Genomic DNA, 25,716 nt, shown 5'->3' with positions numbered 1-25,716 from the left:
CCTCTAATTGAAGCTGATGCCGTCGATGGCCTGCACCTGGCCGTAGCTCTTACTGAGGTCGTGGACCTCGATGACCGCACTCATGGCGATCCCCTGCTCTGATCATGTCTGCGAGTTGCTCGGTGCTGAGGCTGAGTTTGGCGGCCTCGGCGAGCAATGGTGCGACGTACTGGTCGCGAAATTGCATGCGGCGCTTTTCGATGAGGCGGGCGGGTGCCCCTGCGGCGACGAACATGCCGATTCCCCTCTTCTTGTAAAGGACGCCGTCGTCAACGAGGAGGTTGACGCCCTTGCCTGCGGTGGCCGGGTTGATGCGGTGGAACGCCGCGAACTCGTTGGTTGAGGGGACCTGAGTCTCTTCCGCGAGCGCGCCGGCGATGATGTCGTTCTCGATTTGCTCGGCGATCTGGAGGAAGAGCGGGCGGGAGTCGTCCACGGGCGGATGCCTCCTCTCGGGCAGCTCGGGTCATGCTGGTTACGTGGTTGGTTAGTATAGTAACAAACCAAGCAGGGGGACGTGCTGTTGTCAAGAGTCGAAGGCTTCGCGGGCGCTCCGGGCGGCGGGTACACTGGCTCAGCCAGCCTCTGTAGCTCAATGGAAGAGCGACTCCGTCCTAAGGAGCAGGTTGGGGGTTCGAGTCCCTCCAGGGGCACCATAACGATTATGGTTATGCATTATCATGCACATCGTAACGAAGGCCGTTCGCACCAGCGAGCGGCCTTTTTTGTTGCGACCGGTACCTAGGTAGAACTACATGGATCTTCACGCCAGTCAGCCACCCCTGTTGCGGGCAAGTGCGCCTGAGGCCGAAAGCTGACGCCGGTACAAGAATGAAGGGAGGTGATGGGGTAGTCCACCTCTGTCGAGTTATCCACAGTTGTACCGGTCCGTTCTCAGCGCGCCAGTTTTTGCTTCTTGCGCTCGGCCCCGTTTCTGAGATAATCAGGTTTGATGAGTACAGCTGACTTGGTTGAAGAGAAAAACGTTGAAGATCCTCGCTCAACTTTAGCGCGGTGGGCGAACGGCAAGGATGAGTGGGTTCGGTTCCTCGTTAAGAGTGTTCTTGCTTCAGGCCATGCTGTCGATCGATCTGACGTTGAGTACGCATATGATCTGTTCAGGCAGGCTAAGGGTCTCGAAGAACGCACGTTGCCCGTTGAGCCGGATCTTGCGGTAGAGACCGTAGTGGAAGAAAAAGTTTCTCCACTTGTAATACGCAAGCTGGACAAGGTGTCAGGGGTGAATGCCCTGGTGTCAACTTCCGTCATAGAACCACACGACGGACTTACCATTCTCTACGGAGAGAACGGAACGGGAAAAACTGGCTACTCGCGTGTCTTCAAAGCACTAGCCGGGAGCAGGACGGCTGACCCCATTTTAGGTGACGTCGCCGCCGTATCCCAACTGCCTGTTTCGGCAAGCATTTCCTATTTGCTCGGAACCGAGCTACACGAACTTGACTGGAGAGGTGACTTCGGCCGCTCTCCATTTACTCGCATGTCCATCTTCGATAGTCCTGCCGTGACTTTTCATGTCGACGACGAGCTTGAGTACGTGTACGTGCCTGCGGTACTTGCTTTATTCAATCATGTTTCGAGCGGTATTAAAGAAGTGAAACAGTTGATCGACGCTGATTTGCTTTCACTTACAAAGGCTTCACCTTCTCTCCTTCATCGTTTTCCACGCGATTCAGTTATCTATCCGCAAATCGAAACACTCGGTGCGACTTCCGATCTGGTCTCGCTGAAAGCGCTGGCTGATACACGGACGGAAGCCGACGCAGATATCGAACAGCTTCAAACAGTTGTTGCTGCTCTGCAGACAGATTCGGCGTCCAACACTTTGGCTTTGACGCGAAGACAAGCACGAGTACTCGATCAAGCTCTGACTGCCTCAGAACAACTCGGTGAACTTGACCTGGTTGCTCATAATGAGATGCACACTTCTTTAAAGCGGCTCGAATCAGATCGTGACCTGTTCCGAACCACATTCTTCGAAACTGCTGACCTTCCCGTCGAACCTGAGGAAAGGTGGGAGCGGTTCGTGCAAGCTGGCGCCGAGTATCAAGAACACCTTGATTCATCGGGTAGTCACGATGACAGTCGATGCCTCTACTGCCGTCAACAGTTGACTCCGGCCGGCCATGCTCTTCTTGCGCGCTATTCCGAATATCTTCTCGATAAGATCGGCAAAGACATAGCATCGGCTAAAGCGTCGATCACATCGGTTAAGAGTGCAATCGAGCGCGTCGATGTTGGTGAGGTTCGGGCATTCGTGGATGAGTTCGCGGAGCTCGACGTGAAGCCGTCATTCCTTGAAAGCTTGAAACCGATAGTTGCAGCATTCGATCATGCTCGTACGAGAACTAGAGCCGGTGAGGTCATTGACGTTGACTTGGTTTCTGTAGCGGGTCGGGTGAGCGGTCAGCTCTCAGAAAATAAAGCTACTGTCGACGCCACGATCCTTGAGTTGCAAAAGCAAGTTTCTGATCGAGATGAACTGTTGAAGCAGAAACGTGCTGATCTTCAGAAGCTTCAGGTTGCTGTCGAGCTTGGGCGGTGCTGGGCGGAGCTTGAAGCCGTTGTGGTCAACGCGAAAGAAGCTGACAAACTGAGGCTCCTGGCGAAGCCTTTCTCCGGGTTTTTGCGCACGTTGACGGATTTGTCGAAGGCGGCAAGCGACCATCTGGTCAACGAAAGCTTTGATAGCTTGTTCCTTGAGGAATGCGAAGCACTCCGAGCGCCCAGCTTGAAGGTAGAGTTCATTGGGCGACAAGGAAGGGCTCATCGCAAGAAGGTTTTGAGCGGCAAGCATCGCCCTTCAAAAATTTTGTCGGAGGGTGAGCAGAAGGTTCTTGCCATGGCAGACTTTCTTGCGGAGGCACGACTTAGCGGTATAAGCGCGCCAGTGATTTTTGATGATCCAGTCTCGAGCTTGGATCATAGGCGAATCAACGAGGTCGCAGATCGCATCGCTCGCCTTGCCGATACGATCCAGGTTATCGTATTCACTCACGATGTGCTTTTCGCCGCTGCGCTCATTAGCCGGTTTGAAAAGTCTAAGCGCTGTCGTTTTTATCAGATCACTGACGACGGCGGTAAAGGCAAAGTCACTGCGGCAAGTGGTCCTCGCTGGGACAGCATCAGTGAGTTGACGAAGAAGGTAAATCTGACCATTGAGGCTGCGAAGAAGGAATCTGGCGACACGCGTGAGGCTTTGATTCGCACTGGGTATGGGTGGCTTCGGTCTTGGTGTGAGGTCTTCACTGAAATGGATTTGCTGCAAGGCGTTTCGCAACGCTATCGGCCTAATATCCAGATGACCGTACTAAGTAAAATCAATGGTGATGCTCTTGGGATTGCATCAGAGGCGGTTTTCCGAGTATTCGAAGACGCCTGTCGGTACATTGATTCCCATTCTCAGCCATTAGCAGCTCTTAATGTAGTACCAGCCCTGTCGGATTTGGAAGCAGATTGGCAGGAAATGAAAGACGTGCGCTCCACTTATCTAAAGTCGTTGAGCGCCTAAGGGTGCCGCGCGTTCACGCCAGTGAGCACTTCCGCCGTCACCAATTCCTTCGCCTGGTCTTTCAAGACCAGAGTTTGCAGATCTTCTTCGCCTTGCTCGACCTGACGAAGCAGTTTGATACCCACGAGTACTACGCCACGGACCGAGACTACGGCGAGCAGGAGTTCCTCGAGCACCGCAAGGAGCTCGATGCAACCCATCTCTCGATGCGCAACGAAGTAGGCAAGAGCTTCAAGCTGATCGAAGGTGCCTTCATCACGGCCTCCCGCGCCCACGGCGTCACGGACGAGCAGCGTGAAGAGATCGTTCGTCGGCACCGCAGTCCGCCACCGGCCTATGCCTCAGTCTCGGAGGCGAAGCAGCACGACTCGAAGCGCGGCGGGGGAGCGTCCAGCAACGTGACGATCGTGCCCATCGCGCAGCGCATCGACAAGAAGAAGCTCGTCCGTGCGATCCTCGCTCTTGTGCGCTGGCAGATGGAGAACCCGGACTACGTACGGGACAACACGAAGGCAGCGGTTGTCTCTACTCCGATTCTCGAGCCTGCGCCTGGAGCCTCGCCTTCATCGTCTTCGGATCGACACCGTAGAGCGCACCGAGCTGGTTCAGCGACCAGCCCCGCGTCTTCAGCGCCGCCGCATCCTCCAGCTGCCGATCTGTCAGCACAACCTGTCGAACCGGAACATGCTGCTGCCTGAGCGCTGACCGCACCGCCTCTCGGCTGACGCCCCACGACGCGGCGAGCTGCCGGATGTTCCCACCGGCCGCGTACTTCAGCGGCCAGCTTGGCCTTCTGCTCGTCGGACAGCCGCACCTGGCGCTGACGGAGGGCCTGTACACCAAGTGGGGGAGCTGCCTGTTCCGGCTCGTCACCCCTGTTGATCCCGGTCCTGGCAGCCACCAGGGTGCGCTCCCATCTTTTTTGATTAGTTGCAGATAGGTGCACGAAGGATTGTTACGGGGCCTCTGCCACAGGAGCGATGCACCTGCAGCGCGTCCTGCACTGCCGTGGACGATGACGACGACGAGCACGATCTCGGTGCGGGCGAACTGCCGCGCCTGGTTGAGCAGAGAGCCCGGACCCTCGGGGGTGTCGACGACCTCGACGGTGACGAGTGCGATCCACGCGATGCCGATCGAGAACCGGAACCCCGTGAGGACCTGGGGCAGGGCTCCGCGGAGCAGAACCTGCACGGCGATGACGGCGCGAGGGATGCGGTACGCGGTCGCCACTTCCACGAGCCGACGATCGACGTCTCGGATATCCGGAGCATTTGGAGCGGCCGATCGATCACAGCCTGACCCATCACCGAGAGCCCCGCGAGGACACCGAGCCCCAGACCGATGACCACCGAATATGCTGCCGACCAGTACCCGTGCGAGGCTCGCCGTCAGGGCGCCGACGAACTCGCCATCGACGAGTAGTGTCCCCGCGGCCCGAGCGACGTCGAGTGGTCCTGGCAGCGCGTCAGTCGGGACGAGTCCGGCAGTGCTCGCAACCCACCACGCGGCGATGACCACCACGACGCAGACCCAGGACAGAGCAGCCACCCGGACGGTGGATATCCGTGACGATGCTCAGAGTTCGTTGATGGCCGGTTCGGGGAGGTACACCTTCCCGCCCAACGCCGTGAACTCAGCGGACTTCTGCTTCAGCCCGGCTTCGATCTGTTGGCCGGACAGACCCCCGAACTGATCCCGGATGTCCTGGGAGATACGCATGGAGCAGAACTTCGGGCCGCACATGGAGCAGAAGTGGGCCGTTTTCGCCGGTTCCGCTGGAAGGGTCTCGTCGTGGAACTCCTCCGCCGTCACAGGGTCCAGGGCGAGCGCGAACTGGTCCCGCCAACGGAACTCGAATCGAGCTTTTGACAGGGCGTCGTCGCGCTCGTGGGCGCCGGGATGGCCTTTGGCGAGGTCGGCGGCGTGAGCGGCGATCTTGTAGGTGATGACGCCGGTCTTGACGTCGTCCCTGTTCGGCAGGCCGAGATGCTCTTTCGGCGTGACGTAGCAGAGCATGGCCGTCCCGTAGCGAGCGATCTCCGTGGCACCGATCGCGGAGGTGATGTGGTCGTATCCGGGCGCGACATCCGTCACGAGGGGCCCGAGAGTGTAGAAGGGCGCTCCGTCGCAGAGTTCCTGCTGACGCTCGACGTTCTCTCGCACGAGATGGAAGGGGATGTGGCCCGGGCCCTCGACCATCACCTGCACATCGAACTTCCACGCCCGCTTGGTCAGCTCGGCGAGGGTATCGAGCTCGGCGAACTGGGCGGCATCGTTCGCGTCCGCTGTTGACCCAGGCCGGAGCCCGTCACCGAGCGAGAACGCGACGTCATACCGCGCGAAGATCTCGCACAGTTCATCGAAGTGGGTGTAGAGGAAATTCTCCTCGTGGTGGGCCAGGCACCAGCCGGCCATGATTGACCCGCCTCGCGAGACGATGCCGGTGACGCGTTCGGCGGTCAAGGGCACGTAGCGAAGAAGCACCCCCGCGTGAACAGTCATGTAGTCGACGCCCTGCTCGCACTGTTCGATCACCGTGTCGCGGTAGATCTCCCAGGTCAGGTCATCGGCTTCCCCATTCACCTTCTCCAGGGCCTGGTAGATCGGGACAGTTCCGATCGGCACAGGAGAGTTGCGGAGGATCCATTCGCGCGTGGTGTGGATGTCGTCTCCGGTCGACAGATCCATGACGGTGTCAGCACCCCACTTCGCTGCCCACTGCAGCTTGTCGACCTCCTCCCGGATCGAACTCGTGACAGCCGAATTGCCGATATTCGCATTGATCTTCACCAGGAACGCCCGGCCGATGATCATCGGCTCGGACTCGGGATGATTAATGTTGCTGGGGATGATCGCTCGGCCTGCCGCGACTTCGCGGCGCACGAGTTCGACATCGCATCCCTCCCGCAGCGCGACGAAACGCATCTCGGGAGTCACCACGCCGTCCCGGGCGTACCGCATCTGCGTCACCACCCGCCCGTCCCGAGCACGCCGAACGACGGGCTTGGCGCCCTCCCACTCGGCAGAGGCTGCTCCCCGGCGCTGAGCGGAACGGCCGTCGTCGTGAAGGTTTCGTCGGCGTCCTTCGTAGGACTCGGTGTCGTCCCGGTCCTGGATCCAGGGCGCCCGGAACGGCGCTAGTCCTTTCACCGGATCACTGCCGGGTCCCTCCGTCCGGTAGGCGACGAACGCCTCGTTCTCGCTCCCATTGGGACTGGCGCTCAAGGCGATCTTCGTCGCCGGGACATAGATCTGGTGCTCAGAATCGCTGAGATACGTGAGCGAGTGCGAAGGCATGGCAGAGCCCATGACGATTCCTACTTCCTTCGCCGGCATTACCCGGACAGGTTCGACGGTCGCAGGCCGCGTCAGCCCGATCTCAGCCCTTGCAGGGGCACCCGTGTGGATACCCAGACAGTAACACCACGTTCGCGACCCCAGGCAACCCGGGCTCGGCTCGCACCGACGGTCAGCTGTCGATCGTTGTGAGGAGGAGAACGTACTCACTCTGAATGGTCGTGCACGAACGTCCGCGAGACGCCCTCATCACTCAGCCGCCCGCACGGCGAGTCACGCTCCACAGCCTGTGCCCGAGAGCAAGGATCCGACGGAACCGTTCGGGCAGTTCGTTCCGGCCGCGCGACGACTCGGTGCGTCACGCTGGAATACACCCGAACCGGGCATCATTCCTCGCCGTTGCCTGCACAACCCTTCGCTATGCGGCGGTACTCATGATTACCACCGTACATTCGAATGCTCGAGGGTCTTGCGCGCCCAACGCGGTCGCGGCGGAATCGTCCGCGAAGAGATCTGGCGATGGGCGTCGGGATGACGGCGCTTCTCGAGGAGTCCGCGGCGTCGCTGGGAGGTGGCGAGTAGTTGGTCGAGCATTTACAGATAGGTGCAGCATAACGATTATGGTTAGCATTATAAGCCAGTGGGCGGCACCTTGACTGGCCGGGGGCACGTGTCGGAAGGTGCTGGCGCGCATGGGGCTGAGTAGTACGTCACCGACGTGCAACCGCGGCGCGCATCGCTGCGGTGCGTCCTGTGGTGCGCGCACGGCAATCGGACGAGGCGCCGGAGAGAAGCGTGTTTGCGGGCCGAGCGCTGACTGGTCCCGGCGGCGGAGGTCTGCTGCGTGGCCGACACCTATCTTTCGTTGTTGGTCTTTCTGATTCTTTTCCATCACGTTTCAACGTATGAGGGCCGCGCGTTGATACCCCTCTCAGGGGGACGCGAGGCGTTCGCCTGAGAAGCCAATCCACCGAGTCGGGTAGAAGAACCTCCTGGTCAAATGCTAATTCGGCGCAACTCAAAGGACCGCGAGCGCGAGGCGCTGATGTCGTCATTGATGCGTCGATGCAAAGCTCAGATGCTTGACCTGAACGTCTACTCATCGGTGTGTTAGCCTTCCTCAGCGAAAGCACTAATGGGGGCGCCGAAAGGTGCTACGTGAAATGGGGAAACATGATTCGATGCAGAGTTGCGAAGGTTGTTGCAGGTGTGTTGGCTGCCAGTAGTCTCGTGATGGGGGGAGCAATCAGCGCATCAGCGACGACGGTATATCCGGCTGACGGGGGCGTGTGGCATCACGGTGTGCGGGCCGGCGGCCAGTACGGAAGTGGTGGCCAAGTTTATTCCGAATACCAGCACGAAAGCAGGACCCATAGGTCGACCGCGTGCGGCTACCGTGGGTGTGCGTACAGTGGTTGGAAGCCTTCGTCGGTGCTTGCTATAGCTCACTGGTCACCGATGAAGGCCTCTGGTAATACCGCGTATTACGACGTCCTTTCCTAGAGGCTGCGTGCCGGCGTACAGTTCGTTCGCCGGCACGCAGTACCGTAAGAAACTTCCCAAGCTCATGCCCGTCATAGGGCCGTAGCCCTCAAGTTATTGGCGGTCAGACGTGTGGTCGAAAATGTGGTCAATATGCGGATGTGCGCTGGTGGTCGTGGGTCTGGTCGCCTGTACGAGCCAGACGATTCCTACCACCGAAGGGGCAGAAAGTGCCTCCGATGTCGAATTCACCGGGCCGTGGGCCGCAGAGTTTTCGGCCAGCTATGCGCGGGCTTCCGACGAATTCTCCCGGAAGGCAATCAAGGACGGGGCAATCTCAGAGCAAGAATACTCGGAGATGATAGACCGCTTCAGGGGCTGCGTGTCAGGCTTCGGGTACGACATCGGTGACTACGAGTTGGATGGCTCGTTCTCTCTCACCTTTCCGCCAGAGACCTCTTCCGACGTCGCCAACAGCGATGTCGAGTCGTGCTCCCGGCAGTCCGGCGAAGCGGAGATCGGGTCGTTGTACAGCTGGACACACCGCAACCCGGACAGGACCGACGAGGGGTCGTTGATCGTAGAATGCCTGGTGAAGAAGGCGGTCGTTCCATCGTCTTACTCGGCGAATGACTACGCCAACGACTCTTCTCGCGATGATTATCCTTTTGTCGATGAGGATGCGGGTCGAGAAGCCCTTGAGGAATGCCGGATCGACCCTCTCGGAGAGCAGCCGTGAGACGCGAGTCTCGCAAGTCGCATTACTCACGGCGCAGTCGCCATGAGTAAGGGCAGGGGCTACGGCCTGATGATATTAGCGGGTATCGGGATTGCTAGCGCTGCATTTGTGGTGGGCCTTGCACTTGCTGTGCCGCCTGCGGTGCCGGGATCGGTGACGATGACGAAATCGACGCCGTCAAAATTTGCACTTACGTCGCAAACACTGGTCGATGCTCGGACAGTCAAGTTGTCCGTTCAGCAGGGCGGAAAATTATCGGTAGAGGTACCCCGGACCGGAACAGTGACGGCTCTCGACTGTGCGCCCGGGTCTGCACTCTCATCGTGGCAGAGCTTCATTGCCGTCGACGGAGTGCATCTCCTGAGTGTGGCGACGACAACTCCGCTTTATCGTGACTTACGCGTCGGGGATAGCGGGGCCGACGTCCGTGCTTTGCAGGAAGAACTGATGCGCCTCGGTAAATCTGTCCGCGCCGACGGGGTTCTGGGTTTGACAGCCATTGAGATCGTCAACGCCCGACTACGTGAGCTGGGCGGACCTGCTTCTCCCTCTGATACAATTGCCCGGGATTCGGTCCTCTGGCTGCCGGTTTCGGAAGGAACGGCGGCCTCGTGCGCCGTCCCCCTTGGCGGACAGGTCGCATCAGGCACCGTAGTGGCCACCCTTGACCCGCAAGCGACCGGCGCTGAAGTCAGCAATGCGCCGAAGGATCTCGTGCCTGGACAGCGAGTCGTGGTGGTTGGCGAGCTTCGTGTACCCGTTGACGAATCCGGAGCGGTCACGACTCCCGAGGACGTCAATGCTCTTCGGCGGACGACCGCATTCAGGCAGGCGTTACACACCTCTGACTCCTCTGGTGCGGCGGGAAGTACCGCACAGTCCGATGCCGACTCAGGCGGCTCCGTGATGCTTGACGCAAGCCTGGAACTCGCTTCGCCGCTGGAGACATGGGCTGTCCCTCCGGGCGCGATATTCGCACTGAGGGATAATCGTGGCTGCACGAGCTCAGAGGGGTCGAACTTCGCTGTCGAGATTGTCGGTTCTGAACTGGGGAAGTCTTTCGTGGTCTTCCCTGACTCGGAAGCGCCGGACAGTGTCGATGCTGCGCCGGAGGGTTCGGGTGCATGTTAGACGTCCGCTCGGATGCTTCACTCGATGAGCGCTCTGCTGGAGACAAGTTCGTCGAGCTTGTCGACGTTCAACACTCTTTCGATGGTCGACATCTCCTTTTTGAAGGTATATCTCAGGTACTACTACCCTCGCGAAGCTATGCACTGATAGGTCCGTCCGGGTCCGGTAAGTCGACGTTGCTCGGGATCATCTCGGGCTCCGTCACTCCGACGTTCGGATCAGTACGGAAGAACTGCATCTCGAGTACCGGTTGGGTCTTCCAAAACCCGCACGGTTCGGCGAGGCGATCAGCGATCGATCATGTTGTCTTGCCGTTCCTCGCGAAAGGTGAGAGCCGGGCGCTGGCCGAAGAGCGTGCGACGGACCTACTCGAAACGTTCGGTCTTCAAGAAAAGGGATACGCTTCTTTCGCTCAGCTCTCGGGCGGTGAGGCTCAACGTCTGATGCTTGCTCGCGCGGTGGCTTTCTCGCCCGATCTGCTTCTGGTGGATGAGCCGACTGCTCAGCTCGACACCGCAACGGCCGAGGTCGTGATCCAGGCACTCGCGAAGGTGTCGAGCGGTGGAAGCATCGTCGTCGTAGCGACACACGATTCTCGCGCGGCGGATGCTTGCCACACCATCATCGAGCTGGTGACCTGAGTTGCGGTTCTCATCCGTCTTCTCGGAGGCAATGCGGAACGTCTCCACTCGTACGAGTAAGCCGCTCCTTGCGCTGGTGTTCTTCGTTATCATCGTCGGCTCCTTGTGCGTCTACGATGTGACGACGGTGACGGCGATCACGGCGAGGTTCCGGGAGTTCCTCTCGGCCGGTGCGACTGTCTCCACTGTGAGTTCCGCCAAGAGTGTCATCGGTACTGCCTGCGAGAATCTCGCAGACGTCTCTGGTGCCCGGGCGGCAGGAGCACTTTCGGAGGGCGACGGTATCGTTTTTGAAGCGTTGCCGTCTTCTGTCGTGCCCACGAAGGCGGTGACCCCGCGCTTCGTCGAGCTTTTCACGCACGAATCGGATCCCTCGGTCGCGGGTATGTACTTTTCGCAAGAGGTCGCGCTCGCGTTGAGTATCGGTGTCGGTGAACGAGTTGAAACCACGAGCGGGCCCGTCTTTGTCGCGGGCATTTTTAGTTACCCGGACGATGGGCGCGTTCCCGGGTTGGGCTGGTCGGTTCTCGATGTCGTTCCGGCTGACGGCATGTTTGATTCATGCTGGTTGGACGTACCGTTTGCTCAATCACTGGCTCCCTCATTCATTCTCACAGCCGTTGCGCCGGGCAATGGAGAAAAGCCCACGGTGGGTCAGCTCAACGCTCGTCTGGGCGCCAACTACGACTTTGGAGCACTTGTCGAGGCGCGTGACTCCTTGTTGACGATCCCGAGTGCTGCTCTCGTTGGGCTCGCGCTTGGATGCGTCCTCGTCCGAGTGCGCCGCTTGGAGTTGGCATCCGCGCTGCACTGCGGTGTCGGGAGGAGTGCCCTCTTCGTGCAACTTCTCCTGGAAAATGTCGCGTGGCTGTCTGCGGCTAGCGCCACGGCGATGGCAGTGACGCTGCTGTTCGTCATGCCGGAAGCCGCATCCGACCGGACGGCGTTAATGCTTGGTACGGTGCGCATTCTCGCGCTCGCGGCGGCGTCGGTGCTCCTCGGCTCCTCTCTCGGCGTGGCTCTCACCCGAGAGAGGCACATGTTCCGTTACTTCAAGGAGCGGTGAAAGAAGCGTTGGATCAAATTGCGACCCGATGGAGATGGATAAGTGGTATTTTTCCTACTGAGTGCGCACTCTTGTCGCGATCTTTCTTCTCTGGTGAGCAACGAGCGAGGGCCGGCGCTCGCGAGCGCTACAGTGATACTCGCTTCTGTAAGGTGAGCAGACTCAATGAGAAGCTGGATTGCTTAAAGAGGTTCATCTGGCGCGTGCGCTTGGGCAGCGTCGTTCGAGGACGGGCTTCATGTCCAGAATGATGGAATGTCGACTGGTTGAAAATGTCCGGCGAGACGCTAACCTCGTCAGGGTGGGCTCGTCCGCCCGGGCTCGCAAGATGGGGGCGTCGGCACTGATGAGAGGAGAGATATCTCGCGAAGTGCTCTCGATGCCGGTGGGCAGAAGACGTTCTCGATCGTCGTTGTGGCGAAGAAGCTTACTTCGGGTTCATCTATGACACGTCTGAAGCGCGACATGTTTGTGGTGCTGACTCGGTGTTCTTCACCGGGTCACGCCGACGGGGTGAAAAGAAGAATGGCGATGAGGAACTCTGACGAGATGCGATGAAAACCCGTCAGAGCTTCTGCGCGCCACTATCGGCTGCTGGTCCTCAAGGTTTGCCACGGTCGCATCGTGATCGGCCAACTCACCAGCAGTTGCGGGTGGGCGCGGCCCAGGGTGAGCTAAGGGGTTGAGCTGGTGCGGAGTGGGGCGCAGCACTGGTCGTGCTGCGCCCCACTCCGCACGTCAAGGGCGAGTCACTGTCGACTCCCCGTCGTGCCGGCTCTGCGCGGTGTCGGCCGTGGAGTAGTCACTCTCCGCCGGAAAGCGCGAGACCGTAACCGATTCCGCCGCCGATTCCGCCGCCGAAGCCGATTCCCCCACCAAATCCGCCGCCGATTCCGCCGCCGAACCCGCCGCCTGCGCCTGCGCCTCCGCCGAACCCGCCGCCTGCGCCTGCGCCTCCGCCGAACCCGCCGCCTGCGCCCGCGCCGCCGCCTGCGCCGCCGCCCACCACGATGACGATTCCGCCTGCGCTGCCGCCCGCGCCGCCGCCTGCGCCTGCGCCTCCGCCGATTGCGCCGCCTGCGCCGCCGCCGATTGCGCCGTCTGCGCCTCCGCCGATTGCGCCGCCGATTCCGCCGCCTGCGCCTCCGCCGAACCCGCCGTGTGCGCCTCCGCCGATCTCACCGCCGGCACCAGCGCCTGCGCCTCCGCCCGCTCCACCGCCTGCGCCGCCGCCGATTGCGCCGCCTGCGCCCCCGCCGATTCCGCCGCCGATTCCGCCGCCTGCGCCTCCGCCGAACCCGCCGTGTGCGCCTCCGCCGATCTCACCGCCGGCACCAGCACCAGCGCCTCCGCCCGCTCCACCGCCGATCTGAATCGCTCCAGCCGCGGTGAACGAGGTGATCTGATCGTCTGCCCGGTCGCCAACGGAAGTGTCGACGAAGACGTTGCCTCCGATTCTCACCAGACCGGCTACGGCCGCGACCTCTTTTGCGTGAGCGTCATCGGTGAGGATGAATTGATAAGTATGGTCGACCCCATCGGCTCCGGGAATGGTGCTGCGAACAGAGAGTGCGCCCTGCTGAAAGCGTTCGTTTGATACTCGAGCGGACAGGGCGTAGCCGGTGGCGGTGCCGGCGAAGAGGAACGTGTGCGAGGCACTCGCCGCCGTCCAGAGCGCGACTTCCTCGTACTCTCCTGCAAAGGTCAGATCGCCGAGAGACAATCCGAAGGCTGCGGCGAGTGAGACCAGTGATGCGGAAGGAGCGGGAGCACCGTCAGCAGGACGCTTCGGAGTGTCCTCTGGTGCCGATTGAGCGTGGGTGCCTGCGCCGAGAGCCCAGGCATTCGCCTTGGCTGCCCCGATTCCGCTGGCAGAGGTCCACCTGAATCCGCCTTCCTGAGGGCCGTGGGTACTGTCGATCGCGATCTCCGCATCCCACGCGTCGACCTTGACCGGGCCGTACCACGCCTGGACATTGGCGGAGCCGAAGGCCGAGGTCTCGGCGAGTCCTGCCCTGATCCCCTCGTGGTCCGAATGTCCGTTGCTTTCCGCGTATCTCGTTCCTGCAGTAGCACTCCCGCTGAACCATTGCGTCGTCGTCTCTGCCTGCGCGGGCGTCGCCGCGGTCATGGCCAAGGCGGCCGCAGCAAGGATGGAGACCGTTGTAGTCTGCTTCTTCTTGATCATGTGTTACCCCCCGATAACTCGTGTTCATTTTTTAGGGTAGATGTGAAGAGTCGTGGATTTCGACTCGTTTCGAGTGTGCCACGTTCAGTCGAACCTCGAAAGTTCTCAGAAAAGCACAGTAAGAATGGCGGGCGAGGAAATGCCCGATCACCCCTCTAATATTCGAGTTCTGTACATGGGTGGCGGACTGCGTTTTCCCAGGTTTTCATAAGCACCATGGACTCTCTGCTTCCGACCTGGGACAATCGAAGTTTTGCAAGAGGGTTGCAGGGGAAGTATTCGGCGCGCCAGCTGGTCCGCACGGCCGCAGACACGGTGACGGGAGACTCCCGGACGACGTCTACACAGCCGCGCGCCTCCACTCGGCCTCAGGACGCTCGACCCGAGCAGTCGGCACCGAGTCAGGAAGACCGCGCGGCAATCGCCCGGTACGACTACCTCCTCCGCACCGCCGACCGTGAGCAGCTGGAGCAGGTGCATCGCGAGTCGTTCGCGAAGCTGACACCGGTGCAGCGCGCGCAGGTGGAAGAACGCCTGCGTGAGGAACTACCCGCGAACGAACAGCCGTGGTCGTCAGCGCCGGAGGATCTCGCCCGCGCGGCGACGCGGGCCGAGGCGACCAGTCCGGGGTTCCTGCGGAGGATGTTCTCGGTGCCGGGCGGGCGCAGCGCTCTCGCGGGAGTCGGTGGCGGAGCGGCGGGGATCGGGATCGGAGCCGCGGGCGGACTGTTCGCGGCGGTCCCGGGCGGCGCAGTGATGAGTAGCGTCGCAGGCCCGCTCCTGGCACAGGCTGCGGAGTTCGGAGCGGATGTCGACAGCCGTGCCGGGGATCTCGGTGACATCACCGGCGGCGCGGGGGACGCGGTTTCCGGGGCGGAAGAGCAGATGTCGGGGCTGGGGCAGCACGTGTCGGAATTCGGCTCGGACATCTCGCTTCCGGGGCTCGGTGATCTCGGAAGCTTCTTCGACCGCTAAGCCTCCGCCGGCACGCGACGGCTGAGGAATCGGGACGCGATCGTCAGTCCAATGCCCGCGAGGAGCAGGACGGCACCGATGATCGCGACCGCCGTTGTCGATGAGTCCGGGCGGTCGATCACGTACGTTCCGTCGAGAAGGGTCCATTCGCACGCCTCGCCAAGGGGCCACCATGACCAGAATCCCCGAACGAGTTCGCCCGACTCAGGCGGTACACCGCCGAGGCTGCTATTGCAGGCGTCGTCAAAGCCCTGAGTGCTGAGGGTCCAGTACTGCAGCGGTACGAGGGCGAGGATGACGAGACCAACGGCGACCACGACGAGGCCCACGAGCAGGGTGAGACGGCGGGCGCTGAGCGCTCGTCTCACCGCGGTCGGCCGGGGTCCGGGCTGCGTTTCGGTCATCGTCCGATCGTGCCACGGACGCGCGGTAGGCGACCGAGGACATCGGGAGTGTGCCTCACCGAGGATGAGAGGCGTCAGCTGGCGCGTTCACGGGCGGATCGGGCGAGCTGACCTCGGTCGCGAACACTCCGCCGCTCCGATCATCGTCCGCCGAGGCAACCCGCGCCCGCGCCGCCGGGGCGTCGTACGCTCGTGGACATGGGGTTTGTGTTCTCGCTGCTCATCATCGTGCTGATGGTGTTGGCGCTCGTCGATGTCGTGCGGCAGCCGGACAGCGTTGTCCGTAATCTGCCAAAGATCGTGTGGGTCCTGCTGATCGTATTCATCCCGATCATTGGGGTCTCGCTGTGGTTCCTCCTCGGTCACGAGTGGAAGCGCGGCGACGGCGGCTCGTTCGTCCCCGGCGGGCATACTCCGCGGCGTCGCCGCCCGCAGCCACCCTCGACGGTCGTTCTCCGGCCCGCGCAGAAGAGCACGGAGGAGCAGCTCGCCGATCTGGAGCGGGAGGAGGCGCACTACGCGCGGCTCGCCGAGGAGCAGCGTCGACGCCGAGAGGGGGAGCGGCCGCTCGACGCGTGAACGGCCGCCCCGGCGCCTAGATCTTCTTCGCGAAGTCGGACGCAGCCCACTCGATGGAGGCGATCTTCGCCTGCCCCTCGACATTCGGGTGGAAGTAATCAGTGGTGCTGATCAACTTCTCCTGGACCTCGACGGCGGTCATCGCGCCCCCATCCCAGTCGCACAGCGGTCCGTCGGCGGAGCACGCGGACTGCAGGGCAGAGTTGTACTCGGCGGTCCGGGTCTGCGCAGCGGCAGCGGAGGCCTCTGCCGCCTCGGGGCTCAGAGCGGCGCCTGACGAGTCGACGCCGCGAGTGGTGCGGCACGCATTGGCGGCGGCCCAATAGAACGGCGCCGATCCTGACCGCATCACCGACCACTCCCCGGCGACGTTCGGCATGGAGGAGAGGACGATGCGGGCAGAGGGCCAGGTGGTGCGAATCTTCGTGATTGCGGCCGAGGCTTCGGCCGCGAAGGTGCTGGCGGGGGTCATCGTGTAGCCATCGGAGGCGACGGGAACGTTCGGCGCGCAGAGGTCGTTGCCGCCGATCAGGAGAGTGACGACATCGGCGTGGACGCCCGCCTTTATGGCGGCGTCGATTCTCGACGGAACCTGGGCGATCACGTCTCCTGAGCTGGCGTAATTCTCGGTCGTCACGGCGACTCCGGGCATGGCTGCTCCAAGGCGGGAGGCGAAGGAGTCCACCGCGGGGTTCGTCCCGGTGGACCAGCTGTTGGTCGGACAGTTCTCGAGAGCGTCGCAGCTGGCGAACGCCTGAGTGAGCGAATCGCCGAGGCCGACGACGGACAGGGAGCCGGGGGTCGCGGCGGACGCGGCCTGAGCCGGGACGAGTGCTGCGGCAAAGGCGACCGCGGCGCCGGCGGCGAGGGCGCGGCGTACTCCCTTGGAGGACGGGCGAATAGTGGGGGTCTTACGCATGATCAATCCAATCGTGACGGGGGTGATGAGCCGTCGGCATCGACCGTAGAGGAGTCGAGACCTGATCGGATTGTTCTGACATGCCCCAAAAAGGGCGAGACAAAAGTCAGTTTCTGGTAGCGAAGTTCGAGGATGACCACTGGACGGAGATGCTCGGGTGGAAGTAGTCGGTGGTCCCGATCAGGCTCTTCGTGACGGGTGTCGCGGTGAGCGCGCCACCGTCCCAGTCGCAGAGCTGACCGGCAGCGCTGCACGCAGCTTGGAGGGCGGTGTTGTACTGCGCTGTCCGCGTCTTCGCAGCGGCCGCCGAGGCGGCGGCGGCAGTCGTGCTCAGCCGTCGACCGGTCGAGCTAACGCCGCGAGTGGTCCGGCACAGATCGCCACCCGACCAGACCAGCGCGCCGACTCCGGTGCGCACGACCGACCACTCCGAGGCGATATTCGGCACGGAGGAGAGGACGATGCGAGCCGAGGGCCAGGTGGTGCGGATCTTGGTGATCGCGGCGGACGCTCCTGTACGGAAGGTGCTGGCCGGCGTCATCGTGTAGCCGTCGGCGGCGACGCGGTTGTCCGGCGAGCAGAGGTCATTGCCGCCGATCAACAGCGTGACAATGTCCGGTTTCACGCCTGCAGCGACGGCGGCGTCGATCCGAGAGGGCACTCGCGCGACGACGTCGCCGGTGGTGGCGACGTTCGCGGTCGTGACGGTGGTGCTCGGCACGGTGGCCCGCAGACGTGAGGCGAACGACTTCACCGTGGAGTTGGTCCCGGTGGACCAGTTGTTGCGTGGGCAGTCGGCGAAGGAGCCGCAGGTGCCGAATGCCTGGGTGATCGAGTCACCAAGGCTCACCACAGAGAGGGCGGCGGGGGTGGCGGCGGAGGCTGTCTGGGCGGGAACCAAGGCGGCGGCGAGGGTGAGCACAGCGCCGACGGCGAGGAGGCGCACCCGGCGGGTCGCGATCTGCGGACGATAAGAGGGCGAGTATCGCATGAGAGACCTTCTCTCGGGGAGGGAGACGGCGGGGAGTCGTCGAGCCTGACGCTAGGCCACTCGCGGGCTGATTGACCCCGGACGGGGGACCCAAGGCGGAGATCGACGGGCCCCTCCTCAGCGGGGCGTCAGCCGCACCTGCTCGATCCACAGCCCCGCCGCCGGGAGGGCTGTGGATCGCCGTGCCGCCCGGGCCGCTCCCAGAACTTCGTCGGGAGTGAGGCTCAGGCTGGGATCTTGAGCCGGAGCAGAGCAGCGGCAGCTTCGGCAGCGCGCTCGGCCTCCTCGACACTCGAGAAGAATCCCGTCGAAACGGGCAGGGCGCTGGACGCGAGGAGCGGGTCGATTTCGAGTCGGAACCGGGGAAGGTCTGCGCCGGGCACGACAACGATCCTGACTCCGTTCCGGCTCCATCGCGCGGGTTGGACAGTGGGGATTTGTGTCATGGTGCTCTCCGCTTTCGCGTTCATCGACACGGGTGGCTGGCGTCTCGGCCGTGCACGCCTCACGCTACGACCGGTGCGAACCCTCCTGAACGGGCTTGACCTCCCAGGTTCGGCGGGTCTACTACTGCAGACGGTCGAGCGTGTCGCTGATCCTGCGCAGGCACTCGATCAGCACGGACACCTGAGCGGAGTCGAGAGCGGCGAGTACTTCGCCCTCGGCGGCAACGAGGTGCCGCATGGCCTCGTCGACCCGCTTGGTGCCGCGCGGAGTGAGCGAGACGATCTTGCTCCGCGAATCTGCCGCGTTCTGCTCGCGGACGACGAGGCCGCGGGCGGCAAGACGGTCGACGCGGCTGGCGAGGTTGCCACTCGAGAGAACGAGTCGGGCCGCCAAGCCGGATGGCGTCATCCCGTTCGGTCCGCGCTGGCGCAGGAGGGAGAGGAGTTCGAACTCCCACGGGGTGAGGGCGCTGGCGGCGAAGGACTGCCGACGCACTTCCTGCACGCGCGGGCTCAATCGACGAAGGCGCGAGAGGACGTCGAGGGGAGCGAAGTCCAGATCAGGCAACGCCCCGGCCCACGCGTCAATCACCAGATCGACATCGTCGTCTTCTCGCATTCCCCCGATTATCCTCTGGTGACGCAGGCGGCGAGGACGGCTGGTCGGAGGCACGGGCGGCCCCTAGCCTGTGCGGATCGTCGCTGTGCGTCTGCGCACGACGCAGCTGCTGCTGTGTCTGCTGCGGGTGGCGGACGAGGTAGCGGCGATGAGGAGCCTGTGCGGCCCGGCCCTTCAGGTGCGGGCGGAGCGGACGTAGGCGACGATCGCTTGTGCGTGTCCGAGGCCGTACTCGGCCTTGAGCCAGGCGACGACCCGTAGGTGCGGGTCGTGGTGCAGTCGCTCGTCGGCGAGGTCAAGCCACTCCTGCACCGGGCGGCCGTAAGTGTTCTCGATGCTGGGGAAGTAGGAGGCGGGTCCCTTCGGTTTCGTGCCGTCGGCTGGTGGTTCGGGGGCGAGCACGCGGTCGGTCATGCGGTCACGATAGCGAGAGCGCGGTCACGGCGAATACGCTGCCGGGTCGAAGTGGCTCAGGTCCTCGCGAAAGGCGAAGGCGAAGTCGGGCCAGAGCAGTGAGAGGCGTCGGTTCGGGCCGAGGTACCAGCTCTCGCAGCCGCCGTTGGTCCACACGGTGTCGGCGCTCAGCGCGTCGATGCGGGCGACGGAGGCGGACTCGGCGTGGACGCTCACCTCAAGAACGCTAGAGCCCGTGTTCTCGAGGTGATCAAGGGCGGCGAGGACGTACTCAATTTGCGACTCGATCATGTGCACGGCGGAGTTGTGGCCGAGGCTGGCGTTGGGGCCGTTGACGACAAAGAGGTTGGGGAAGCCGTGCACAGTCGTCGAGGCGTACGCCGCCATCCCGTCGGCCCAGCACTCAGCGAGCAGCAGAGAGCCCCGACCGCGGATTCGCCGGGCGAATGGTGGACGTGTGGAGTGGAAGCCGGTAGCGAAGACGAGCACGTCGACCTCGTGTGGCACATCGTCGTCGCCGACAGCGGCCGAGCCCTCGATGGTGCGCAGCGGCCCGGGCACGACGCGAACGTGCGGTTGTGCGAGCGCGGGGTAGTAGTCGTCTGAGAGCAGGACCCGCTTGCAACCGATCTCGTAGTCGGGGGTGAGGACGGCGCGCAGCTCGGGATCGGAGACCTGCGTGGTGAGGTGGTGACGCGCCTCCGCTCGCAGCCGATCAATCGCCTCAGGTACGCCGACGCGGCCTGCGAAGCCGAGTTCGGCCTGCCAGAACAGCTCCTCGCGAAGGCGCGCCAGGGCGCCCGGTGCGCGGGCGAGAGCCCGGCGCTCCTCCGGCCGGTATGCGCGGTTGCGTCGGGGGACGACGTAGGGTGCGGAGCGTTGGAAGAGGACGACCTGGGCAGCGCGCTGGGCCAGGTGCGGCACGATCTGCACGGCGGAGGCGCCGGAGCCGATGATCCCGACGCGGGCTCCCTCGAGGTCGATGTCATCGCGCCAGCGGGCCGAGTGGAAGGCCGGGCCGGGAAAGGAATCGAGGCCGGGGACGGCCGGCAGCCTCGGCTCCGAGAGGCGCCCAGCGCAGAGCACGAGCACGGCGGCACAGTAGTCGCCTCGAGTGGTGCGGACGAGCCAGCGGTGTGCCTCCTCGTCGAAGACCGCCTCAAGGACCTCGGTGCCCAGGCGCAGGCGCGGGCCGAGCTGCTCGCGCTCGACCACGCGCTCGAGATAAGCCTGGATCTCGGCGCCGGGAGCGTAGAACGCGGACCAGTCGGACTCGGGGGCGAACGAGTAGGAGTAGAGGTGCGAGGGGATGTCGCAGGAGACGTTGGGGTACACGTTGTCGCGCCAGGTGCCGCCGACACGCTCGGCGCGTTCGAGCACCACGAAGGAGGTTCGACCGCGGCGTTCGAGGCGCGTCGCGGCACCGAGGCCGGCGAATCCGGCACCGACCACGACGACGTCGACGTCGACGGCGCCCATCAGACCGTCATCCGTGGAAGGACGCTGCCCGCCGGATCGCGGCGAGGATCGGCGAGGAAGTGCTCGAGCACGGCGAGGAGTTCGGCCGGGCGCTCGGCGAGGACGGCGTGGCCCGAGTCGACAACGGCGTAGCGGGCGTCCTCGATTGCGCCAAGCAGCGCCTCCGAACCCTCGATCCCGGCGACCATATCCGAGGTGCAGCCAACGACGAGGGCGGGGACGCGTAGGCGAGCGGCGGCTGCGCTGGTGTCGGCTCGAGCGGAGGCGGCCAGCATCCGCTCGGCATTGTGGTCCCAGGGCGGTGGGGACCCGGGCGATCCCCAGCTGGGTGAGCGCAGAGCGAGCAGTCGCGCCGCCTCGTCACGTGCGTCCGGAGAGTCGGCAAGCAGCGCCCAGAGTCGGGCAGTGCCGAGCAGGCGTGTGGTCGGACGCAGCCAGCCCGCCACGAGGGCGAGGGCGCGCACGCGTGGGTCGGTATCGGCGGCGGCAAGGGCGACGCAGGCGCCGAGCGCATGCCCGACGACGACGGCCTCGGCGCCACCGAGTGCGTCGAGGGCGGCGCTGATGGCTCGCGGAGCGTCTGCCCAGGGGTCCTCGAGGTCGGCAAGTTCGAGCGCGGCGACTCGGTGGCGTCGGGCGAGCATGGGCAGCAGGAACGAGGTGTCGGCGCGGGCCCCCCGCCCGGCGCCGGTCACGAGAAGGACGACGGACGGCTGAACAGAACCGCCGCTGAGCATCCGCACCCGGGCGCCGCCGCTGAGCACCGTTTCCTCACCAACCAGCGCGGCCTGCCGTGCGAGGTAGTCCGACGGAGTGCTCATGACGGACGGGACTCGCGTACGGGGAGCCGAAGCCGTCTGGGTTCCGCTGCTCTTGGCAGTTCGGCTTGTAGCGCGCGATCGGGAGTGACGACGCCGTAGGTCGTGGTTCGCTGGCGCCAGCCGCGACCAATCTCCGCGGTGATCCGGGCGACTGTGGCGATGTCGAGGGTGCGGAACGCCTCCGCGCCCGCCTCGGGCCGCAGCACGCCGTCGAGCAGCAGACCGCCGAGGTCGTCGGCGCCACCGCGCAGCAGGACCTGCGCGGTCTGCAGCCCGAGCTTGGTCCAGGCTGTCTGCATGTGGTCAATCCGGCCGTGCAGCACCAGCCGGGCAACGGCGTGCACGGCGCGGGTCTCGCGCAGGCTTGGGCCTCCGCGGCTTGCGTGGACGACGGAGGGAGGTGCCTCGGCCGGGACGAACGGCATCGCGATGAACTCGGTGAATCCGCCTGTCTCATCCTGGATCGCCGCCAGTGTACGGAGGTGGGCGAGCTGCTGCGCGGGCGTCTCGACGTGACCGTAGACCATGGTCGAGGTCGAGCGGAGGCCGCTGCGATGAGCGGCGGTGATGGTCTCTCGCCATTCTGCGGCGCTCGGATCGGCGCCCTCGCTCAGTATTGCGCGCACGCCGTCATCGAGGATTCTCGCGGCCGTGCCCGGGACGGAGTCCACCCCCGCGTCGCGCAGGGCATCGAGCATCGCGGGCAGGGTGCGGCCTGTGCGGCGGGCAATCTCAAGGATCTCGCCCGGACGGTAGGCGTGCAGGTGCAGCGTCGGCTGCCGCTGCCGGAGAGTGCGCACGATCAGGAGAAGGTCGTCGCCCGGGTGCTCCGGCCCGAGTGCGCCCTGCAAGCAGAGTTCAGTCGCGCCGAGGGCGACAGCCTCGTCGGCGAGTTCCTCCAGGCGTTCGACGGTGAGCCCACCCGCGCCCCAGAGGGAGGTGTCGATGTTGCGGTTGACGACGACAGAGACCACGTCGCCGACGCTCTCGCGGCGGACATCGTCGGCGAGCGCGGCGAGCGCGTCGAGGTCGTCTCCGTCGGCCGCGAGCAGAGCGAGGTAGTCGGTGTCGGCGAGCCCAGCCGGATCGGCGCGGGCTCGGGAGAGCACTGCGCCGAGCGTCGGAGCGGAGGGTCGGGGTGGGGCGTCGAGTGCTTCGCGGTACGGGCGCGGGAGGACCGGTGCCGCCTCGTCGGCCAGCCACGTCGAGCGGTCGGCGAGGGCGAGGACGTACGGCTCGACCCGCGGGTCGATCCAGGTTGCTGCGTCGCGGAGATAGTGCGGATGCGCGGTGAGGCGCTCGTGTAGGCGGAACCCCGCGGCAGCCGTGAGCCGGGCGAGGTCGTCGATGTTCGGCCAGGGGCGCTCGGGGTTCACGTGGTCGGCGGTCAGGGGGCTGACGCCGCCCCAGTCGTCGATTCCGGCGCGCAGGAGTAGCCCGAGCTCTTGCTCATCGGTGAGGTTCGGTGGCGCCTGAATCGTCGCATCTGCGCCGAGGACCAGCCGCGCGACGGCGACGTTCGCCGCATACTCCTGCAACTCGAGATCGACCTCGTTCTGCATTGCGGTCCGCGGCTTCGCCCGGAAATTTTGCACGATGCACTCCTGCACGTGACCCCAGCGTTCGTGTGACTCGCGGATCGCGAAGAGCGCGTCGGCCCGCTCGACGGCGTTCTCGCCGATTCCCAGCAGCACTCCGGTCGTGAAGGGGATGCGGCTGCGGCCCGCGTCCTCGAGCACGCGCAGTCGCAGCGCCGGATCTTTGTCGGGGGAGCCGTAGTGCACCCCGCCCTTCTTTGACCAGAGGCGCTCGGCGGTGGTTTCGAGCATCATCCCCATCGAGGGGGCCACGGGACGCAGCCGCTGCAACTCGGCCCAGGACATCACGCCGGGGTTCAGATGGGTCACCATACCCGTCTCGCTCATCACCAGGATCGCCATAGCCCGGACGTACTCGAGAGTCGAGGCGTAACCGTGCTCGGCGAGCCACGCGCGAGCAACCGGCCAGCGGTCCTCCGGTCGGTCGCCGAGCGTGAAGAGCGCCTCCTTGCAGCCCAGCGCGGCACCTGCTCCAGCAACCTCGAGGATCTCCTCGGGCTCCATGAAGGTCGATTCACGCTTGGCCGCGAGCCCACCGGGAGTCTCGACGAAAACGCAGTAGTGGCAGCGGTCGCGGCAGAGCTTCGTGAGCGGGACGAACACCTTGCGGGAGTAGGTAATCACTCCGGGACGACTGCGGCGGACCAACCCCTCGTCGCGGAGGCGCCCAGCGGCATCAAGGAGCAGGTCCAGGTCGGGTCCGCGGGAGCCGAGCAGGTCCTCGGCGCTTGCGCGCGTGATCGGCTCGCCGCGGTCAAGCCGGGCGAGAAGGGTGGCCGTGGTCATGCGGGGGCGGCCCTTTCGGAGGGAATCGGCAAGCGGGTCATAGCGCGCGTAAGCGCGGTGCGAGGTCGCGCTCGAAACTGTCGAAGAAGCGCTGCTGATCGTCGCCGGGGGCGTGAAAGACGAGATGGGTGAAGCCAGCGTCGACATAGGGCGCGATCTGCGCGACCGTCTCGTCGGGATCGGAGCCCACGATCCAGCGCTTGGCCACCTGCTCGATCGGCAGCTCGTCGGCCGCGCGCTCCATATCGACGGGATCGGTCAGCGAGTGCTTCTGCTCAGGACTCAGCGAGAGCGGAGCCCAAAAGCGGGTGTTCTCGAGGGCGAGTGCCGGGTCGGGGTCGTAGGAGAGCTTGATCTCAATCATCCGGTCGAGGGTCGAGGAGTCGCGGCCAGCCGCCGTCGCTCCCTCCTCCACCGCGGGCAGAAGCTTCTGGGTGTAGAGGTCCATGCCCTTGCCCGAGGTGCAGATGAAGCCATCGCCCGCGCGACCCGCGTACTTCGCGACCACTGGGCCGCCCGCAGCGATGTAGACGGGGACGCCGTCCTCCGGCTTGTCGTAGATAGACGCCTCGTGAGTGGAGTAGTACTCGCCGTCGAAGGTGACCCGATCTCCGGCCCAGAGGGCACGCATGAGGCGGACGGCCTCGCGCAGACGCGCGAACCGCTCCTTGAACTCGGGCCAGGTCTGCTCACCGGCACCCTGGTATCCGGTCGCGACCTCGTTGAGCGCTTCGCCAGTGCCGACGCCGAGCATGATCCGCTCGGGGTATAGCACCCCGAGCGTGCCAAAGGCCTGCGCGATGACGGCCGGGTTGTAGCGGTAGTGCGGAGTCATGACAGACGTGCCAAGACGAATGCTCGACGTGCGCTCTCCTGCCGCCGCCAACCACGCGAGCGAGAACGGTGCGTGCCCGCCTGTGTGCCGCCAGGGCTGGAAGTGGTCGGAGACGACCGCACTCTCGAAGCCGTGCCGCTCGGCGCTGACCGCGAGTTCGACGAGTTCGCGCGCACCGAACTGCTCCGCCGACGCCTTGTACCCGAGCGTGATGGTCATCTGCAGCCTTCGTGAGAGGGAGGACCGCCCCCGGATCGGGAGCGTTCCCCCATTCTGCGCCTGCGGGGAGGACCAGCGGGACCCGAGGAGGGACCCTGGGGAGGGATCCGCTCAATGACGCCCTGTGGAGGAGCCTCAGGTCGCGGGAGTCGTGATGTTTACCATCCAGCCGACGCTGTAGCGGTCGATGAGCATCCCGAACTGGTCACCCCAGGGCGACGGGGCCAGCGGCACGGTGACAGAGCCGCCGTCGGCCAACCCGCCCCAGTAGCCGCTGAGTTCGGCGTCGTCGTCGCCGAAGAGCGCGACGGTGATGCGGCTTCCTGTGTCTGCCGGCATCGAAGCGGGTGTGTCGGAGCCCATCAGGATCAGTCCGCTCGGGGTCACGAGCTGCGCGTGCATGATGAGGTCCTGGTCGGCGGGGTCCTCGCTCATTGCGAACTCCCCAAATGTGCTCGACGTGAGTTCGCCGCCGAAGACGGTGCGGTAAAACGCCATGGCTTCCCGCGCTTCTCCGCGGAATCCGATGTAGGGACTTAGCGAGGTGGACATTGG

Annotated in this window: 24 protein-coding genes, 1 tRNA gene and 1 riboswitch; of the genes, 9 read left to right on the top strand and 16 right to left on the bottom strand. The window is 64.2% G+C overall.

Annotated elements, in window-relative coordinates:
• Positions 1-49: 49 nt before the first annotated feature.
• Positions 50-436: a GntR family transcriptional regulator gene (locus B0H03_RS06755; RefSeq protein ID WP_104265055.1), complete on the bottom strand. Its 387-nt coding sequence runs from the start codon at positions 434-436 to the stop codon at positions 50-52.
• Between the two features lie 145 nt (positions 437-581).
• Between B0H03_RS06755 and B0H03_RS06750 the strand changes: the two genes are divergently transcribed.
• Together B0H03_RS06750 and B0H03_RS06745 are read left to right on the top strand one after the other, a co-directional pair.
• Positions 582-656 (top strand) — tRNA-Arg (locus B0H03_RS06750).
• Positions 657-952: 296 nt separating this feature from the next.
• The gene (locus B0H03_RS06745) at positions 953-3,529 is read left to right on the top strand and encodes an AAA family ATPase (protein WP_104265054.1); all 2,577 of its coding nucleotides are present in this window, start codon (positions 953-955) and stop codon (positions 3,527-3,529) included.
• On the opposite strand, the gene B0H03_RS06740 is transcribed toward B0H03_RS06745, so the two are convergent.
• The 3 genes from B0H03_RS06740 to thiC all read right to left on the bottom strand — a co-directional run bounded on the left by B0H03_RS06740 (position 3,526) and on the right by thiC (position 6,868).
• Positions 3,526-3,846 (bottom strand): hypothetical protein, encoded by a 321-nt coding sequence (locus B0H03_RS06740; protein ID WP_104265053.1) that lies wholly within the window; start codon positions 3,844-3,846, stop codon positions 3,526-3,528. The genes B0H03_RS06745 and B0H03_RS06740 overlap by 4 nt on opposite strands.
• A gap of 208 nt (positions 3,847-4,054) precedes the next feature.
• Positions 4,055-5,050 carry an ABC transporter permease gene (locus B0H03_RS06735; RefSeq protein WP_258062016.1) on the bottom strand — a complete coding sequence of 332 codons (996 nt, stop codon included), beginning with the start codon at positions 5,048-5,050 and terminating at the stop codon, positions 4,055-4,057.
• Between the two features lie 57 nt (positions 5,051-5,107).
• Complete coding sequence (gene thiC / locus B0H03_RS06730; RefSeq protein ID WP_419956896.1) at positions 5,108-6,868, bottom strand: phosphomethylpyrimidine synthase ThiC; 1,761 nt, start codon at positions 6,866-6,868, stop codon at positions 5,108-5,110.
• Positions 6,837-6,944: riboswitch (TPP riboswitch) on the bottom strand. It overlaps the preceding gene by 32 nt.
• Positions 6,945-8,002: 1,058 nt before the next feature.
• Here thiC and B0H03_RS17440 point away from each other — a divergent pair.
• The 5 genes from B0H03_RS17440 (at position 8,003) to B0H03_RS06710 (ending at position 11,888) form a co-directional block, all read left to right on the top strand.
• Positions 8,003-8,332 (top strand): lactococcin 972 family bacteriocin, encoded by a 330-nt coding sequence (locus B0H03_RS17440; RefSeq protein ID WP_109714854.1) that lies wholly within the window; start codon positions 8,003-8,005, stop codon positions 8,330-8,332.
• A 148-nt stretch (positions 8,333-8,480) separates the two neighbouring features.
• Positions 8,481-9,050, top strand: a complete 570-nt coding sequence (locus B0H03_RS06720) for a hypothetical protein (protein ID WP_104265051.1) — start codon at positions 8,481-8,483, stop codon at positions 9,048-9,050.
• A 42-nt stretch (positions 9,051-9,092) separates the two neighbouring features.
• Positions 9,093-10,181 (top strand): peptidoglycan-binding domain-containing protein, encoded by a 1,089-nt coding sequence (locus B0H03_RS16155; RefSeq protein WP_127843959.1) that lies wholly within the window; start codon positions 9,093-9,095, stop codon positions 10,179-10,181.
• Entirely contained in the window at positions 10,175-10,822 is a 648-nt protein-coding gene (locus B0H03_RS06715; RefSeq protein ID WP_104265050.1) for an ABC transporter ATP-binding protein, read from the top strand. Before B0H03_RS16155 ends, B0H03_RS06715 begins: the two co-directional genes overlap by 7 nt.
• A 187-nt stretch (positions 10,823-11,009) precedes the next feature.
• A complete protein-coding gene (locus tag B0H03_RS06710) occupies positions 11,010-11,888 on the top strand; it encodes a hypothetical protein (protein WP_127843958.1) in 879 nt (292 codons plus the stop codon).
• A gap of 802 nt (positions 11,889-12,690) precedes the next feature.
• On the opposite strand, the gene B0H03_RS16525 is transcribed toward B0H03_RS06710, so the two are convergent.
• A complete protein-coding gene (locus B0H03_RS16525) occupies positions 12,691-14,076 on the bottom strand; it encodes a hypothetical protein (RefSeq protein ID WP_119854494.1) in 1,386 nt (461 codons plus the stop codon).
• A gap of 216 nt (positions 14,077-14,292) precedes the next feature.
• Here B0H03_RS16525 and B0H03_RS06695 point away from each other — a divergent pair, with 216 nt between their 5' ends.
• Positions 14,293-15,051: a hypothetical protein gene (locus tag B0H03_RS06695; protein ID WP_127843957.1), complete on the top strand. Its 759-nt coding sequence runs from the start codon at positions 14,293-14,295 to the stop codon at positions 15,049-15,051.
• Here B0H03_RS06695 and B0H03_RS06690 read toward each other — a convergent pair.
• On the bottom strand, positions 15,048-15,455 hold the full coding sequence (locus tag B0H03_RS06690) for a hypothetical protein (protein WP_104265047.1): 408 nt from the start codon (positions 15,453-15,455) through the stop codon (positions 15,048-15,050). The two genes, B0H03_RS06695 and B0H03_RS06690, sit on opposite strands and share 4 nt — an antisense overlap.
• A gap of 198 nt (positions 15,456-15,653) precedes the next feature.
• On the opposite strand from B0H03_RS06690, the gene B0H03_RS06685 reads away from it, so the two are divergent.
• A complete protein-coding gene (locus B0H03_RS06685; protein ID WP_104265046.1) occupies positions 15,654-16,034 on the top strand; it encodes a PLD nuclease N-terminal domain-containing protein in 381 nt (126 codons plus the stop codon).
• Positions 16,035-16,050: 16 nt separating this feature from the next.
• On the opposite strand, the gene B0H03_RS06680 is transcribed toward B0H03_RS06685, so the two are convergent.
• The 10 genes from B0H03_RS06680 to B0H03_RS06635 all read right to left on the bottom strand — a co-directional run bounded on the left by B0H03_RS06680 (position 16,051) and on the right by B0H03_RS06635 (position 25,713).
• The gene (locus B0H03_RS06680; protein ID WP_104265045.1) at positions 16,051-16,953 is read right to left on the bottom strand and encodes an SGNH/GDSL hydrolase family protein; all 903 of its coding nucleotides are present in this window, start codon (positions 16,951-16,953) and stop codon (positions 16,051-16,053) included.
• 106 nt (positions 16,954-17,059) lie between these two features.
• Positions 17,060-17,944 carry an SGNH/GDSL hydrolase family protein gene (locus B0H03_RS06675; protein ID WP_104354004.1) on the bottom strand — a complete coding sequence of 295 codons (885 nt, stop codon included), beginning with the start codon at positions 17,942-17,944 and terminating at the stop codon, positions 17,060-17,062.
• Between the two features lie 224 nt (positions 17,945-18,168).
• Positions 18,169-18,390: a hypothetical protein gene (locus B0H03_RS06670; protein WP_127843956.1), complete on the bottom strand. Its 222-nt coding sequence runs from the start codon at positions 18,388-18,390 to the stop codon at positions 18,169-18,171.
• A gap of 121 nt (positions 18,391-18,511) precedes the next feature.
• Positions 18,512-19,009, bottom strand: coding sequence for a MarR family winged helix-turn-helix transcriptional regulator (locus tag B0H03_RS06665; RefSeq protein ID WP_104265043.1), 498 nt, complete (start codon positions 19,007-19,009; stop codon positions 18,512-18,514).
• A 174-nt stretch (positions 19,010-19,183) separates the two neighbouring features.
• Complete coding sequence (locus B0H03_RS06660) at positions 19,184-19,423, bottom strand: DUF4287 domain-containing protein (RefSeq protein WP_104265042.1); 240 nt, start codon at positions 19,421-19,423, stop codon at positions 19,184-19,186.
• Between the two features lie 24 nt (positions 19,424-19,447).
• A complete protein-coding gene (locus B0H03_RS06655; protein ID WP_104265041.1) occupies positions 19,448-20,902 on the bottom strand; it encodes a flavin-containing monooxygenase in 1,455 nt (484 codons plus the stop codon).
• The gene (locus B0H03_RS06650; RefSeq protein ID WP_104265040.1) at positions 20,902-21,723 is read right to left on the bottom strand and encodes an alpha/beta fold hydrolase; all 822 of its coding nucleotides are present in this window, start codon (positions 21,721-21,723) and stop codon (positions 20,902-20,904) included. Before B0H03_RS06650 ends, B0H03_RS06655 begins: the two co-directional genes overlap by 1 nt.
• Positions 21,720-24,107, bottom strand: a complete 2,388-nt coding sequence (gene cofG, locus B0H03_RS06645) for a 7,8-didemethyl-8-hydroxy-5-deazariboflavin synthase CofG (RefSeq protein WP_202129945.1) — start codon at positions 24,105-24,107, stop codon at positions 21,720-21,722. Before cofG ends, B0H03_RS06650 begins: the two co-directional genes overlap by 4 nt.
• A gap of 37 nt (positions 24,108-24,144) precedes the next feature.
• Positions 24,145-25,161: a glucose-6-phosphate dehydrogenase (coenzyme-F420) gene (gene fgd, locus B0H03_RS06640; protein WP_181075054.1), complete on the bottom strand. Its 1,017-nt coding sequence runs from the start codon at positions 25,159-25,161 to the stop codon at positions 24,145-24,147.
• A gap of 135 nt (positions 25,162-25,296) precedes the next feature.
• Positions 25,297-25,713 carry a VOC family protein gene (locus B0H03_RS06635; protein ID WP_104265037.1) on the bottom strand — a complete coding sequence of 139 codons (417 nt, stop codon included), beginning with the start codon at positions 25,711-25,713 and terminating at the stop codon, positions 25,297-25,299.
• Positions 25,714-25,716: the final 3 nt, after the last annotated feature.

The organism is Rathayibacter iranicus NCPPB 2253 = VKM Ac-1602, from assembly GCF_003149025.1.
GTDB classification, from domain to species: Bacteria; Actinomycetota; Actinomycetes; order Actinomycetales; family Microbacteriaceae; genus Rathayibacter; species Rathayibacter iranicus.
The sequence above is the reverse complement of the archived record's forward strand: the minus strand, read 5'-3'. Positions and strand labels throughout refer to the sequence as shown.